Consider the following 15,701-nt stretch of genomic DNA (forward strand, 5'->3'; position numbering starts at 1 on the left):
CCCTTTTAGTATTTCAGATTTATATTATTCTAATCTTCTTCGATATCAAACAATGCTTTAATAGTACTTTCTAATATTCCACCAATCGGAAATAAAATCCAAGACCATGACCACGACTCTGTACTAAAGCTGATAATTATATATAAAACGACTATAATTGGCCAGTAAATAGTGTCAAATAGATGTTCCATCTTAGTTTTCCTACTATCACGATCTCTAGCAACCATAACCTCTTCTACGGTTTTACCTTTCGCTAATAGATTTTGATATCCTGTCCATTTCATTCCAGTATAGATAAATAATAATACTCCTACGCTTGCTAGAACAAACATAAATCCAGTACCTAGTAATATAACTTCTTCAGCATAGAAGAAAGCACCAAATAATACCGGTAGTAATGAGAATATACATAGCGCAACACCAACTACTATACTTAATGCGTGAGATTTTTTATATTTTTTTAAAAGTATTTCAATAGACTGACGTGCTTCTGGTAATAATATAAAAGGCTTACTATATTGTTTGTAATTAGACAAGCGTAATCCTTGAAGAATAAATTGCGCCACACCTAAACAGCTGAAAATCAGTAACCAGATCAGACCGATAAAAACAGGTCCTTCATTACCATTTACTACATATGATATTGATGATACAAGTCCAGCTAACCCAGCGGAACAAGCCAGCACTCCTAAACCAATTCCCATTCCAGCTTTTCTTCTTGCTTCAATATATTCATGTGCATCAGCTAATTCAACTACTAGTACATCTTTAATATCAATTTCTTCTGAAGTTTTTTCATGGTTCAGACCCATTTCGTCTAATACTTCTTCAATATTTCCAAACTCCACAATTACTGTACCAATTGCTTCGTTTTCAGATGCTCCTTCTTCAATCAAAGCTAAATAACGATCTTCCATATTCGCTAATATATCAATTCTCAATTGTTCCGTTTCTTCAGTCTTTACAACTTGTTTAAACATTTTATCAACATATTCCTGTATTGTATTCAATATTTTCCACCTCCAAAAAATGTATCAACAACAGATTTAGTTAACAACCATTCCTTTTCTTTCTCTAAGAAAAATCCTTTACCTTTTGCTGTCACTTTATAGTACGTTCTTTTACGTCCCTGTGTTTCATTTCCCGGGTAGGAAGTAATATAACCCTTTTTTTTCAACCTGGTAAAAGCTGAATATAGGGTTGTCTCTTTCATGACATATTGACCATTTGTCCGTTCTCTAATCTGCTTTGAAACTTCATATCCATAAGAATCTCCTTCAATCAATATTGATAAGATAAATGAATCATTATATCCTCTACTAACATCACTACTGATCATTCACCTCACCTCTTTATGTATCGATTTTAAATTACTTCATCTGTCGTTGTAATCAGTATAGCAAATTGTTACTTACATTACTACATCAGATGCAGTAAAAATATAAAAATCAGACCTAAGACGGAGTCATCTCAAATCTGATTTTCGTTTGATTATTCTATGCTATCTCTTTTGTTAAATCCTATAAATCCAATAAAACTAAATAAAATCCCTAGTATTAAAAGTACAAATAAACGGATAAAGCTTATTTCCCCAGATAAAACATCTGGAACATGATAAAACGGCGATATCCCTTTAAGCCATTCTGGCATATCAAATAAATTCGAAAAATAAAGTATTACAAAACTATAACCTAAAAGAATCCAAGCACTGAAAATCATTCTAGGTAACCAGCCAAATAATAGAACAACAAAACCAATCATGGTCCATAGTGCAGGCAAGTAAGCTAAACCACTTAATAAGATATCCCTAAAAAATACACCTTTTACTTGAGTAGTCATAACTGCTGCTGCAAAAGTAGAAACTTGTGCCATTTGCAGTAAAACACTGCTAAAAAAGCTTAAAGCCACAAATGCCCCTAACACATAATTTTTCGAGTGTTTCCCCACTAAAAGATATACAGATCGTCCTTTTTTCTCTTCACTGTATAATTTCATTGACTACCGCCAGCGAAATGTACCAGCGCTGCCAAGTTTTGTACCACCCTTTGCCATGAAATGTACCAGTCATTGCCAACCTGTTTACCACTTATTAACTTCTGTATAATTAATGTGCATGCCTACGGCATTTAAGCCTAAAGCATGACATTTATTATATGGAGGTTTTTTTATGTTCCAATATAGGAAAGTATTGGAGATGAGGTCTGATGGCTTTTCGCTTCGAAGTATTCGTGCAGCTACTGGTCACTCAAGACAAAAAATAACGGAAGTCATTCGACTTGCGGAAAAAAAGGAGGTGACACTACCGTTAACAGATGAGATGACAGATAAATGGCTCGAAGAGTTTTTGTATCCTGAAAAGACGATGGAAGGATCAGGTTACCGACCGATTGACTTTGAATACATTCACAAAGAGTTGGGAAAGAAGAATGTCACTTTAACACTGCTTCATCATGAATATGAAGTGCAGTGTCGAGCAGAAAACGCTATTCCTTATGCCTATCGCAGTTTCATTCGTCATTATAGAAAATATGCAGAAAAACATAAGGCAACGATGCGAATTAAACGAAAGCCAGGAGAAATTTTAGAAGTCGACTGGGCTGGATCTACCGGTACTTTAATTGACCGAGATACTGGTGAGAAGGTGAAAGTCTATGTATTCGTAGCGACATTTCCTAGTAGTCAATTGTCCTACGTTGAAGGTTTTTTATCAATGAACTTAACGTCGTGGATCACAGCCCATAGACATGCTTACGACTATTTTGGTGGTGTGAGTGAAGTTCTAGTCCCTGACAACTTAAAAACAGGGGTTCAGGAAAATACGCGAAAGCAATTAGTACTAAATCCTACTTATAAAGATATGGCGAATCATTACGGCACATTCGTGATGCCAGCTCGAGTAAAATATCCAAAGGATAAAGCGTCAGTAGAAGGGTCTGTACGCACAATCTCGACTTGGATTATCGCTGCCATGAGGCACACTCAATGCTTCACTTTAAAGGAATGGAATGACGTTGCCAAAGAAAAATTAGAAGAGTTCAATCATCGTGATTTTACGAAGCGTGAAGGTTCCAGATGGTCAGCATTTTTAGAAGAAGAGAAATCGTACCTTTCTCCTCTTCCGCCAACACCTTATCAGATGTCTGAATGGTTAACCGCCAAAGTTCAACCAGACTATCATATCTCTGTTAAAAGTCAGTTTTATTCTGTTCCTTATGAATATATCAGTCAACAGGTAGATGTGAGAGTTACAGATCATCTTATTGAAGTATTCTACAATCATATGAGAATCGCTTCTCATTCACGATTATATGGGAAATATGGCAGGCAGTCCACTAACCGAGATCATATGCCAGAGAACCATAAATTATATACGGATCAAACCCCACAAAATGCCATTGCATGGGCAAAAGATATTGGACGATCTACCTTACAAGTGGTCGAATTAATTCTAAAAAACGCTGCCGTTGAACGACAAGGTGTTCAGTCCATTTTCACTCTTAAGAAAGTGTTACGCAAACACACAAAGTATGAATTGGAAAAAGCCTGCCAGACGGTACTGGACGTCACAGAAAGACCGACGGTCTCTCTTGTTAAAACAGCCCTTAAAAATAATCAGAAGCAGATAAAAGAAGAACAAATGAAGAAAGCAGTAGATAAATTAACTCAGAACCATGGATTCACCCGTGGAGCTAGATACTATGGAGGACGTTTAAATGATGAATGAAGATACGATAACAAAATTGATTGAAATGAAAATGAGTGGCATGGCAGAGGCCTATAAGCAACAGGCACAAAACAAGCAATATAACGATCTGGGCTTCGAAGATCGCTTTAAGCTATTAGTAGACAGCGAACATTCTCGTCGCAAAAGTAATAAGCTTCAACGCTTAATAAGGCAAGCTGCATTCGAAGTTCCTTCAGCATCAATTGAGGAGATTCAATATTTCGAAGACCGACGGTTACCAAAAGAAGAGATCTTACGCTTAGCTTCTGGGTTGTACTTAGAAAATAAGAACAACATCATTCTGATGGGAGCAACTGGAGCTGGGAAAACCTACTTAGCCTGTGCCTTTGGTATAGCTGCTTGTCGTCAATTTTATAAAGTTCAGTATGTTCGCCTACCTGAACTCCTAGATGAGTTTAAGATAGCAAAAAATCAACCAGATGACAGCTATAAAAAATTAATGCGTAAGTACACCAAGAAAGAACTACTCATTATTGATGAGTGGCTTCTTCATGACTTAACAGAAGAAGAACTATACTTGACCATGGAAATCATAGAAAAACGGGAAAAGACGACTTCTACGATCTTCTGTACCCAGTTCAACACAGCCGGATGGCACTCTAAACTGGGAGGTGGTCCCACAGGAGAAGCAGTTATTGATCGGATTGTTCATAATTCCTACACCATCACTATTGATGGTGAAACATCTATGCGTGAACGACTGGGTTTATCCAATAACTTCTAAGATATTATTATGAAAAACTAATATAATCCTATGGATTATGTAAAGGTGTCCCATAACTAACTTAAATCACAGTGGTTATGGGATATTTCTTTAGTGGTACATCGAGCTGGCAAAAGGTGGTACATTCTTTGGCAAACAGTGGTAAGAAAGTTGGCATCAATGGTACAAATGTGTGGCAGTAGTCAATTTCATTACTATCTGAATAACTGGAATAACTGTTGCTATGGATAATAAGCCTAATATAATAGCTATAAATTGTTTTACAATATTCTGATCAGGATTATTTTCAATAATTTTTTCAATTACTTCATTTCCTGCTATCAAAGTCTCTAAATCCCCCATTACAGATCCATAAGTCACTCCTAATAAGATAAGTGAAAGGGTCCAGATAATTAATGGAGCTTTAAGTAAGTTCAATGCCAAACCAGGAACCGTCCTCAAAAGTCTTGAAGCAGAACGTTTTCCAACTCTAGATGGTAATAACCCTGAACCTAAGTCTCGACGTTTTTGAAGATAAAGAGAAATTACAATGAAAATTATCGTTCCAAAGAATAGAATTAATACCGGCCACCAATTATTCGTTACAAATGGTTTCGTTCGATACAACAATCCCAGCGGTGATATCCAGCTTATCAACTCGAAACCTGAATCTCCTATAATTCTCAAAACATAGGATAGGCCTAAAAAAACCAAAGAAAACATAGTAGCATTTCTACTATTGCTGGATAACTGTGAAAATAGTAACGCAACTGAACCATAAAAAAGTCCAACTGAGCCATAAATAACTCCAGTTAATACGGCACCATTAACATCAACACTATTATCACCAAAAATAATTAATATAATAGCTGAAAGTACCGCAAGTATGATGTTGTATATAGCAAGTAGTGTGATTGCTGAAGTTGTATGAGCTAGTTTACCTGTAGGCAATGCTCGAAAAATTTCTATCATTCCCTCTTCTTCTTCCAGTCTTGTATTTCTCACAACTAGAAGAATTGCACTGATTGAAATTAATGACAAAGTCATCACAGTCATTGTATGAGAGTACATGGCACCGATTGTATAGTTGTCAACACCAATTACTTTCCCGAATAAAGCTTCCATTGCTGGATTTGACATAGCTCCTACCATTGCTTGCCTATCATTTGGATCATTATACGTTAAAACAAATGCAATGATACCGATTATCACAAACGATAAACAGCCGATCAACCAATACGAAAGTTTTATTTTTTCTCTTTTAAGGGAAAAAATAAGTAGTTTTTTTGATTGTTTAAATGACTGCATTACACATCACCTTCCGAGCTCCTAGAATAATGTCTCATGAACAAATCTTCCAATTTTGGAGGTGTACTTTCGAATTTTACTATACCATGTCCTTGTATTTCTCGAATCAGATCATCAGTATGATTAGAATCTAATTGGAAGAAAACCTTATCCTTATCTTTTATGAATTCATGAATATAATTTTTTTCTTGCAAATGATCTACAGACTCTAATACTTGTAACTTCACTTGAGTGCGAGTTAAATGTCTCAGTTCATCAAGCTTTCCTGATTCTACTATTTTACCTTTACGAATAATAGCGACTGTATCACAAAGCTCTTCTACTTCTGACAAAATATGACTTGATAACAGTACACTAGCTCCTCTTGCTTTTGCTTTTTTGATATGCTCTTGGAATACTCGTTCTTGAAGAGGATCAAGCCCTGAAGTTGGTTCATCTAAAATGTATAGATCTGCCTCAGCTGCAAAAGCAGCAATCAGAGCTACTTTCTGTCTGTTCCCTTTAGAGTAGCTTCTACATTTTTTTGTTGGGTCGAATTCAAATTCTCTCATTAACTCTTCTTTCTGAGCAGCTTTCACTTCTACTCCGCGCATACTCAAAAACAGATCGATAACCTCTCCCCCTGTCAGGTTCGGCCAAAGATTAACATCTCCCGGAACATAGGCAATTCTTTTATGTACTTCAACTGCATCATCCCAGGCATCTTTTCCAAATAAAGTAACTGATCCCTCAGTTGCTCTCAGCATTCCTAATATGATTCTGATTGTAGTAGATTTACCAGCACCATTGGGTCCAATAAATCCTAGTATTTCTCCTTCACCTAAGTTGAAAGAGACATCTTTCAATGCTGCTTGCTTGCCGAATAATTTTGAAAGATGTTTGACTTCAAGAATACTCATTGATCTCCCTCCAATATTTTTAATCTAGATTTTCTTTATAATAAATCTTTTTTAGCGTATTTATATAGCTGAAATATTCATCATAATAAGTTTTGATATTTTCTTCATTCATTAAAAATCCGTCTGTTTGTTTGACTCTCATTTCTAATTCTTGACGGTATCCTTCAAGTGTCCATCTAATAAAATTAAACGTAACTTCCTGTGGAAGATCTTCTCTGAACTTTGAAAAATCAATATTTTTCTTTAGCACTTGTGACCATGTTTCTTCTACAATAGCTCTTTTCTTCATGTGTTCTTCGGATAAATCAAATTCACCCGATGCCATAAGAATTTTTGAAATAAACCCCATCGGATATTGATAGTTTTTATACACATTCTGCTTTAATTGACTGACTTCTATTAAGCGTTTAAAAAAGTCTGTTTGTTCAAAATCAATATTATTAAAATACACCTCATAAGTTAACTGAAAAGCTGTGTCAACTAAAAAATCAAAAAGTTTACGCTTATTACCAAAATAATAAAACAATGTACCTTTACCAATTTCTGAATTTTTAGCTATGATATTTGTAGAAGCTTTTTCATATCCATTTTCCGTAAATTCTTTGTAAGCCTCATTTAAAATCATATTCTGTTTTTCTAATGAAAGCTTATAAAATGCTTCGCTCATAACTACCCTCCCCATCAACCAACAAAAGATGACCACCCTGGTCGATAAATTAATTTTATCACTTTTGACCAAGGCGGTCAATTGCATTCTTCTAATTTACTTTTCCAATAAGAAACTATAAAATAAAAAAAATTATCTAATCAATAAACTTTAAATAAAGTTTTAGGATAAACATATATTTCAATGTTATTTTATATTTCATGCTTGTATGATATTAACTTAAATCGAGAACGCAAACTAACATAAAGTGGGGAATCCAAATAGTTTAAATTTTATTTTCTGTATACAATAATATACATATAATCAATACTAGACTTTTTGCTAAGATATTAATCGTATTTCTTCTCTATTTATTACTCTAAATGCATAATAGTTGAACTAATAAGCTATTTTCTGTAACATATAATATAATAACCGTTATTTTAATATATAATCTATAAAAAAATGAATTTCATTTTCGAAGTACTAGGAAGGAGGCTTAATAATGGGATTCAAAGATATTATTAAAACATTTTGGAAGAAACAATCAAATCAGTCTCAACAATTAATAAAAGAAATTCCAGTGTTTAAAAGGAAAAATCGTACTCCGCTTTCAATAGAATATAAAATTCAGATCAATGCGAGCGAACTAACTTCCAACCAAGAAACTATCAATCAGATTACAGCAAGTATGATTAAACATAATCAGATCAAAAGAAATTATGCTGGCAAACGAGATGAAGACTTAAAAAATTATAAGGAAAAAGTGTATAAGTACGAGAGTTATTCTACAAAGGATGTTAAACTCATTCCAAATGAAGCAAACCGCCTAGATATTTATCTTAATTCTATTTTCTTAGGTAAATTACCAAAAAATTATACAAGTAATACTATTCATTATCTACAGTCTACTGTTATAATGGCCTTTGCCTACATTAAAGGGGGTCCTTATAAATATTTCAACCAAAAAACACAATCGGTTGTGAAAGAAGCAGATCCTTTTGATATTAGTATTTACATCCAATTTAGTTAAGATATATAAAAAGCTGCAAAGAAATGCTGAACATTCAGCATTTCCTTACAGCTTTTTTAATTGATTATTTTATACGTTCGGGCATCATGGCATTCATAAACATCCAGACACCAGTATTCAGGTGCAACTCATCCCGCTCTTCTTCAGTAACCATATGGCGTATCTGGTCTTCTCTATTACTTAATACTTTACTTGTCCAATGAGGATCTGCAAGCAGGACTCTTCCTAGTGCTACCATTTCACTATCTTTAAGGGCATTATCAGCGTCAGAACCAGTTCTAATATTGCCTACACTTATCAAAGGGATTCTTCCAGCAATTTTTTTATGAATAGTTTGTAGAATCGTCTGTTCTTTTGTTTGATCAAATTTAGAATATTGTTGATAATCTCCCAGAGAAATATGCAGATAATCAAGATTTTTATTAGATAACTGATCAACTAGGTAAAGGGTATCATCTATTCTAATACCAGGATTTTCATATTCTTCAGGTGAAAATCTATATCCTATAATAAAAGGTTCTGAGGCATTTTCTTTCACTGTTTTGATTACTCCATCAACTAACTGATTAACAAAATGGAATCGTTTCTCCAGATTCCCTCCCCATTTATCCTCTCTTCTATTGGAATGTGGAGAAAAGAATTGTTGAATCAAGTAAGTATTCGCTCCATGCAATTCGACTCCATCGAATCCAGCTTTAATTGCTCTTATAGTAGCTGATTTAAAATCTTCAATTACTTGAATAATTTCTTCATCTGTTAAAGATCTAGGTTCCTCAGCATCAGCGCGTTCTGCTTTTACTGCGCTGGCTGACACCGGTTGTTTTCCTCTTAAGATCTTAGAATTAGTCATTCTACCACCGTGGAAAATTTGCAGTATGGCTTTAGTTCCAGATTTTTTTATAGCAGAGGCCAATTTAGAAAGTCCTTTTATATGTTTGTCATCAAAAACACCAAGTTCGCCTTCCCATCCTTGTCCAATTTCTTGTACATTAGAAGCAGCTGTAATAACAGCTCCTACTTCTCCGCTTCTGAGTGAATAATATTGTAACTCATTATCAGTGATCGTTCCGTCAAAAAAGCTCATCATGTTAGTCATTGGTGCCATAATCGCTCTATTTTTTAAGGTGACTCCACTTTGCAGTTTAATTGGATTTCCTAAAATACTCATCGAAAACATCCTTTACTTTTTATTTACTTACTTATTGTAACTCTTTTAGCTGATAACATCAATCCTTATTACTGATCAAAAAAACAGTCTATTAGATCAAGTTAAATAACATGACCTAACAAACTGTTTTAAATTTAATTTTATAATGATTCATTACATTGCTTTATTAGCTAATTTAGCTCCATAAATATCCTGCACTGTCTTATCTGGATCTATTACGATATATAATTTATCGTCATCTGATATCATACTTGACTGGTATTGGTTATCATGACCATCAACATCTAACGCTTTATATGGGAAATAAATACGATCCTTATCTACACTGACTGGTTTATCACCATTCACACGATCTCTATAAAGAATATCCATCATTTCAATATCTTGAAACTGTTTTACACGATTAAACATTCCTGCTTCTAATCCACCTAAATTTATATCATTAGAGTTAACAGAATCTGCTTCTCTTGTTATTTCGATTTTTAATGATTCACAAGGATGAATTTCTTGAAAGTCATTTTCTCCTATACGACCAAAACTAGTTGTAACCTGTTTAATCCATAAATCGCCTATATGTTTACGTTCAATTGTCCAAGTTTCACCATTTCTAAAAATAAATTTTAATGCACACATTACTTTTTTCACCTAAATCTCCTCCTTTATTTGTGAATAGTTTAACAAATTTTTCAAGATAAATAAAGCTTAAATATAGAAAATCATAATTTTTTTATATTTATTTGTTAGTTATTGAACAAATTATGACGAAGTATAAGATTATTTATTATAAAAAACATAGAATAACTTTAGAAGTCACTCTATGCTTTCCTTCAAATAAAATTATCATCTTCCTACTGTCCAGCCACCATCTATTACTAAAGATGCACCTTGCATATAATTTGAATCATCTGAAGCTAAAAATAAAGCAGCAGAGGCAATTTCTTCAGGTTTTCCTCCCCGTTTAGAAGGTATATCATTTAATCTCTCATCATCAATACCTTCAGTCATTGGCGTATTTACAAATCCTGGTGCCAGCAAGTTTACTTTAATACCTTTTTGGCCGAAGTCATAAGTTAATTGTTTGGTAAAACCTTCAATAGCATGTTTAGATGTAACATAGGTCGATCCACCTGGTCCAGCTACTAAAGTTGCCTGAGATCCAACATTTATGATTGTACCCTTTCCTTTTTCGATAAAAATAGGCAAAACTGCTTTAGTGGCCAAGTAAGGTCCTTTTACATTTACTTCCATTATCTTGTCATAATCTGATTCTTCAGTGTCTAGTACTGTTTTGTAACCATCGTGTATTCCAGCGCCATTGTATAGTATATCAATCGTTCCATAGTGATCTATAATTTTATTGATTGCTTGTTTGAGCTCTGAGGCTTTCGTAGTATCAACTTGAACAAAAATTGCTTCATTTTGAGCATCACCAATCTCTTGAACTATTCTTTTTCCTTCTTCTTCATTACGTCCACCCACAGCTACCTTTGCGCCTTCTTTGGCGAACAGTTTGGAGGTTACTTCTCCTATTCCAGATGTTCCCCCTATAATAAATGCTACTTTATTTTCTAGTCTCATCATATTGTCTCCTTTGAGTATAAGTTTTTTTATAAATTTCTGACTTCTATTCATTACAAACAATACCTTCTTAATTATATTGTCTAATGGCAAATTGATGCATAGATAGAGCCTCAATTATATTTATCAGTAAACTCATTGTTTATACTCAATTTACATCATGTGCTATTTTTGTTCAAAATATTTAACTTATCGAAAATATATTTTCTATATAATATTTCTATGATTATAAATAGGTCTACTATTCAAATGAAATTTAATAAAAAATTACCTTATGGATACATGTTTAGTGTACCCATAAGGTAATTATATTTTTATTTTTTTAATTCTTGAATTGCTTTTTCCCTATTTAATGCATTGATATAGTAGGAACCTACTGCTAATACGTCAGTTCCAGCATTAGCACATATCTTGCCTGTTATATTATTGATCCCTCCATCAACCTCGATCATATAATTTAAATGATGATTTGATCGATATTGATTTAATACTTGTAAATTTTCTAAAGTATCTTCTATAAATGTTTGTCCTCCAAAACCAGGTTCTACTGTCATTTGCAGTACTAAGCTAACTTTATCTAAATATTTTTTTATAGATTCAATATTTGTAGTCGGTTTAATGGCTAATCCAGGTTTACATCCATGTCTGCGTATCAGACTAAGGACTTCATCCAATTGATCACACGCTTCATAATGCACTGTTAATATATCAGCCCCCACACTTGCAAACGTTTCAATATATTTTTCTGGATGATTTATCATTAGATGAACATCAAGTGGTATATTCGTTACCCTTTTTATTTGAGCAACAATATCAGGGCCGAATGTAATATTAGGGACAAAATGTCCATCCATTACATCAATATGAATATAGTCCACATTCGATTGTTCAATAGATTTGATTTCTTTTTCTAGATTCAAAAGATCGGAGGAAAGTATTGATATCCCTATTTTAGTCATTTGAATCCCTCATTTTCACTTGTTCTATAACTGTATTGACTATGTTATCTGCTGTAAATCCGAATTTTTCAAATAATATATCTCCTGGTGCTGACGCACCAAAGTGATCAATTCCAATAGAAACACCGCTGTCTCCAACAATCTCTTTCCAGCCAAATGTAGATCCAGCTTCAATCGATACTCTTACTTTTACTTCGTCAGGTAAAACAATTTTCTGATAATCTTGATCTGTTTGTTTAAAGAGTTCCCAGCTAGGCATACTAATAACAGATACAGAGAGATTATGTTCTTTTTTCAACTTTTTCTGAGCTTCTACTGCAATAGAAACTTCAGATCCGGTAGCAATCAATAATGCTTGTGGTTTACTGTTAGATTCAGAAACAATATAAGCACCTTTTTGAACGCCTTCAAGAATCCGATCTTGTTTATTTGATAAAACTGGAAGATTTTGACGAGATAAAATTAAAGCAATAGGACCTTCATTATTTTCTATGGCTATATTCCAAGCTGCAACCGTTTCTTTAGCGTCTGCTGGCCTGATTACTCTTAGACCCGGCATGGCTCTTAAAGACGCTAGCTGTTCAATCGGTTCATGTGTCGGACCATCTTCTCCTACCGCTATACTATCATGAGTAAATACATAAGTGACTGGCAGCTTCATAAGTGAAGAAAGTCTAATTGCTGCTCTCATATAATCGGAGAAAACAAAGAATGTTGAACCAAACACTTTTAACCCACCATGTAATGCCATACCATTCAGCATGCTGCCTACAGCAAATTCTCTAACACCAAACCAAATATTTCTCCCATCAGGTGAATTTTTAGAATAAGCAGGACTTGAATTGATGAATGTTTTATTTGATCCGCCTAAATCAGCTGATCCTCCAAAAACTTCAGGCAAAATATCTGCAATTTGATTAATCATTTCTCCTGAGGCAGACCTTGTAGCTATCTTGGCTTTATCATCCTCAAATTCAGGAAATGCCGCTGATAGATCCTGAGGTATTTCACCCTCCACTACACGTAAAAATTGTTCTGAAAGTTCAGAATATTCTTCTGTATAGGCAGAAAATAATTCTTGCCAGATACTTTCCAAGTGTTCCCCCTTATCTATATAAGAACTTAATTCTGTTTTTACTTCTTCGGAAATATAGAAAGGTTCTTCAGTCCATCCATACGCTGCTTTACTTGCTATGGCTTCCTCAGCACCTAGAGGAGCACCATGAGAAGCAGAACTTCCTGCTTTATTTGGTGATCCGAAACCAATAATGGTTTTAACTTCTATTAGAGTCGGACGATTCTCATCACTTTTTGCCTGAGTTAGAGCTTCATCTATTTCTTCCAGATTATTTCCATCTTCCACACGGAGTACTTGCCAACCATATGCTTCATATTTTTTGTGAATATTTTCACTAAAGGACATATTCAAATCTCCATCCAATGAAATATCATTGGAATCATACATTACAATCAGCTTACCCAAACCATTATGTCCAGCAAAAGAAGATGCTTCTGAAGCCACTCCTTCCATTAAATCTCCATCACCACAGATAACATAAGTAAAATGATCTACTATGGGATAGTTCGGTTTATTATATTGAGCAGCTAAATGAGATTCAGCAAGTGCCATACCTACGCCCATTGCGATTCCTTGCCCCAATGGGCCGGTTGTCGCATCTACTCCGTCTGTTTCTCCATATTCTGGATGTCCAGGCGTTTTACTGCCCCATTGACGGAAATTTTTTAAATCTTCTAAAGATAAATCATAACCAAATAGATGTAACAAGCTATAATAAAGTGCAGATCCATGACCAGCAGACAGAATAAAGCGGTCTCTATTGAACCAGTCAGAATTATTAGGATTAAACTTCAGGTGTTTTCCCCAAAGAGTATAGGCCATTGGAGCGGCTCCCATCGGCATCCCTGGATGTCCGGAATTAGCTTTTTCCACCATATCTATTGATAAAGTTCTAATCGTACTAACTATTTTTTCATCCATTAAAGTAAATTCTTGTGTCTCAGTTTTATTCAAAGTCAATCATTCCTTTCTTCTTACAGAAAACTATTATATTTTTGATTCAAAACAAATTGATTAAATCTTAATTATCTTGTCCTTCTAAATCGCTGATTTTATCTATGCGACGTTCATGACGTCCACCTTCAAAATTAGTATTTAACCAAGTTTCAAGTATTTTAACTGCAAGTCCTTCTCCAATAACTCGTTCTCCCAGACATAATACATTGCTGTTATTATGTGCTCGTGTTGCTTCCGCCGAAAATGTATCCCCTACAACAGCTGCTCGTATTCCTTTAATTTTGTTTGCAGCGATAGACATTCCAATCCCTGTACCACAACACAATATTCCAAAATCTGCTTGTTCATTTACTACATAATTTGAAACTACAACGGCATAAGATGGATAATCTACACTTTCGAATGAATAAGGCCCAATGTCAGTTACTTCATAATCATTTTCTTTTAAATATTTAACCAATGTACTTTTGAGATTCATTCCACCGTGATCACTACCAATCACAATATTCATATATAACCTCCTAAAATTAATAAATATTATAACTTCAGAATTAGAATCCAATCTATTATGAGACACTTTAGATTGGATTCATCTTGATCTGCATTAAGATTTCAATAAAACTTTCACTTCGTTCCCTTCCATCACAGCTTCAAATGCTCTGCGCCAATTCTCAAGTTCTTCAGTCATCGTTACCATTTTTTCTACTTGCACACTCCCATTAGAGATCAATTCTAATGCTAGTGGCCAAGAAGACGGTTTCTGCGAACGGCTGCCAACATAATTGATCTCTCGTTGAATAATACTTTCTACATCCAGTTTGATGTATTTATCTGGAAACAAACCTACCTGGATAAAATCACCTTTTTTGGCAGTCAGTGCTAGTGCTTGATTAACAGCCGGTACAGCTCCTGAACAGTCAAACACTTTATCTGCTCCATAACCATCAGTCAGCTTGAGAACTAATTCATCCAGATTTTCAGTTAAAGAATCAATGGTATAATCTATACCAAGATTTTTCGCTAATTCTAATCTTGATGCATCTCTTGTTACTCCTGATAATATGACTGTTGCACCTTTCGATTTAACAACTTGAGACAGTAATAATCCAATTGGTCCAGGCCCCACTACTAATACAATATCTGTAGCTTCAATATTGGTTTTTTCCAAAGCCGCATGTGTACAACATGCTAGAGGTTCGGTAAATGCTCCAGCTTCTAATGAAACATTTTCTGGCAAAACATGGACACTTTCTTCTCTAGAAATCAAATATTTAGTAAAACTACCATTTTGTTGAGTTCCAATACCTTTTCGATTACTGCATAGATTATAATCTTTTTCTTTACAATACCGACATTCTCCACAAGTTTGAAAAGTTGTCTCACTCGTTACACGGTCTCCAACTTTTATACTTTTCACATCTGGTCCAACTTCTACAACGACACCTGAAAATTCATGTCCTAAAGTAATAGGGGTGGTTGGGTTTTTATATTCCCCTTTGAATGTATGGATATCCGAACCGCATATTCCGGTAAAAGCAGTCTTTATTTTTACAATATCCTCGTAAACTTCTGGTTCTTCAACTTCTTTAAACTCCATATGATCATAACCTGGTTCTGTTTTCACTAA

Annotated in this window: 16 protein-coding genes; 3 read left to right on the top strand and 13 right to left on the bottom strand. The window is 34.4% G+C overall.

Features of this window, described 5'->3' with window-relative positions; genetic code table 11:
• Window positions 1–29 precede the first annotated feature (29 nt).
• The 3 genes from BKP56_RS10675 to BKP56_RS10685 form a co-directional block, all read right to left on the bottom strand.
• Window positions 30–1,010, bottom strand: a complete 981-nt coding sequence (locus tag BKP56_RS10675) for a permease prefix domain 1-containing protein (RefSeq protein ID WP_072695061.1) — start codon at window positions 1,008–1,010, stop codon at window positions 30–32.
• Complete coding sequence (locus BKP56_RS10680) at window positions 1,007–1,339, bottom strand: PadR family transcriptional regulator (protein WP_072695062.1); 333 nt, start codon at window positions 1,337–1,339, stop codon at window positions 1,007–1,009. Before BKP56_RS10680 ends, BKP56_RS10675 begins: the two co-directional genes overlap by 4 nt.
• A 152-nt stretch (window positions 1,340–1,491) precedes the next feature.
• Window positions 1,492–1,995, bottom strand: a complete 504-nt coding sequence (locus tag BKP56_RS10685; RefSeq protein WP_072695063.1) for a hypothetical protein — start codon at window positions 1,993–1,995, stop codon at window positions 1,492–1,494.
• A 172-nt stretch (window positions 1,996–2,167) separates the two neighbouring features.
• On the opposite strand from BKP56_RS10685, the gene istA reads away from it, so the two are divergent.
• Both istA and istB read left to right on the top strand, forming a co-directional pair.
• On the top strand, window positions 2,168–3,724 hold the full coding sequence (gene istA, locus BKP56_RS10690) for an IS21 family transposase (RefSeq protein ID WP_072693405.1): 1,557 nt from the start codon (window positions 2,168–2,170) through the stop codon (window positions 3,722–3,724).
• Window positions 3,714–4,469, top strand: coding sequence for an IS21-like element helper ATPase IstB (istB, locus tag BKP56_RS10695; protein ID WP_022796280.1), 756 nt, complete (start codon window positions 3,714–3,716; stop codon window positions 4,467–4,469). Before istA ends, istB begins: the two co-directional genes overlap by 11 nt.
• Window positions 4,470–4,625: 156 nt before the next feature.
• Here the strand turns inward: istB and BKP56_RS10700 are convergent, their stop codons facing one another.
• Genes BKP56_RS10700 through BKP56_RS10710 form a run of 3 tightly spaced genes read right to left on the bottom strand, consistent with a single transcriptional unit; the run spans window position 4,626 to window position 7,322 of the window.
• Window positions 4,626–5,756, bottom strand: coding sequence for an ABC transporter permease (locus BKP56_RS10700; protein WP_072695064.1), 1,131 nt, complete (start codon window positions 5,754–5,756; stop codon window positions 4,626–4,628).
• Entirely contained in the window at window positions 5,756–6,655 is a 900-nt protein-coding gene (locus tag BKP56_RS10705) for an ABC transporter ATP-binding protein (RefSeq protein ID WP_072695065.1), read from the bottom strand. Before BKP56_RS10705 ends, BKP56_RS10700 begins: the two co-directional genes overlap by 1 nt.
• A 19-nt stretch (window positions 6,656–6,674) precedes the next feature.
• Window positions 6,675–7,322 (bottom strand): TetR/AcrR family transcriptional regulator, encoded by a 648-nt coding sequence (locus tag BKP56_RS10710; protein ID WP_198033942.1) that lies wholly within the window; start codon window positions 7,320–7,322, stop codon window positions 6,675–6,677.
• Window positions 7,323–7,806: 484 nt separating this feature from the next.
• Here BKP56_RS10710 and BKP56_RS10715 point away from each other — a divergent pair, with 484 nt between their 5' ends.
• Window positions 7,807–8,334 carry a hypothetical protein gene (locus BKP56_RS10715; protein ID WP_072695067.1) on the top strand — a complete coding sequence of 176 codons (528 nt, stop codon included), beginning with the start codon at window positions 7,807–7,809 and terminating at the stop codon, window positions 8,332–8,334.
• A gap of 64 nt (window positions 8,335–8,398) precedes the next feature.
• Here BKP56_RS10715 and BKP56_RS10720 read toward each other — a convergent pair whose 3' ends face one another.
• From BKP56_RS10720 to BKP56_RS10750, 7 genes are all read right to left on the bottom strand, one after another.
• A complete protein-coding gene (locus BKP56_RS10720) occupies window positions 8,399–9,502 on the bottom strand; it encodes an NADH-dependent flavin oxidoreductase (protein ID WP_072695068.1) in 1,104 nt (367 codons plus the stop codon).
• Window positions 9,503–9,655: 153 nt separating this feature from the next.
• Window positions 9,656–10,147, bottom strand: a complete 492-nt coding sequence (locus tag BKP56_RS10725) for a hypothetical protein (protein ID WP_072695069.1) — start codon at window positions 10,145–10,147, stop codon at window positions 9,656–9,658.
• A 195-nt stretch (window positions 10,148–10,342) separates the two neighbouring features.
• Window positions 10,343–11,080: an SDR family NAD(P)-dependent oxidoreductase gene (locus tag BKP56_RS10730; protein ID WP_198033943.1), complete on the bottom strand. Its 738-nt coding sequence runs from the start codon at window positions 11,078–11,080 to the stop codon at window positions 10,343–10,345.
• Between the two features lie 314 nt (window positions 11,081–11,394).
• Entirely contained in the window at window positions 11,395–12,039 is a 645-nt protein-coding gene (rpe, locus tag BKP56_RS10735; RefSeq protein ID WP_072695071.1) for a ribulose-phosphate 3-epimerase, read from the bottom strand.
• Entirely contained in the window at window positions 12,032–14,038 is a 2,007-nt protein-coding gene (gene tkt / locus BKP56_RS10740) for a transketolase (protein ID WP_072696131.1), read from the bottom strand. The genes rpe and tkt overlap by 8 nt, the downstream gene beginning before the upstream one ends.
• A gap of 100 nt (window positions 14,039–14,138) precedes the next feature.
• Entirely contained in the window at window positions 14,139–14,585 is a 447-nt protein-coding gene (rpiB, locus tag BKP56_RS10745) for a ribose 5-phosphate isomerase B (protein ID WP_072695072.1), read from the bottom strand.
• A gap of 93 nt (window positions 14,586–14,678) precedes the next feature.
• Complete coding sequence (locus tag BKP56_RS10750; protein ID WP_218149697.1) at window positions 14,679–15,671, bottom strand: zinc-binding dehydrogenase; 993 nt, start codon at window positions 15,669–15,671, stop codon at window positions 14,679–14,681.
• Between the last annotated feature and the right edge of the window lie 30 nt (window positions 15,672–15,701).

Origin of the sequence: Marinilactibacillus sp. 15R (genome assembly GCF_001895285.1) — a bacterium.
Taxonomy (GTDB): domain Bacteria; phylum Bacillota; class Bacilli; order Lactobacillales; family Carnobacteriaceae_A; genus Marinilactibacillus; species Marinilactibacillus piezotolerans.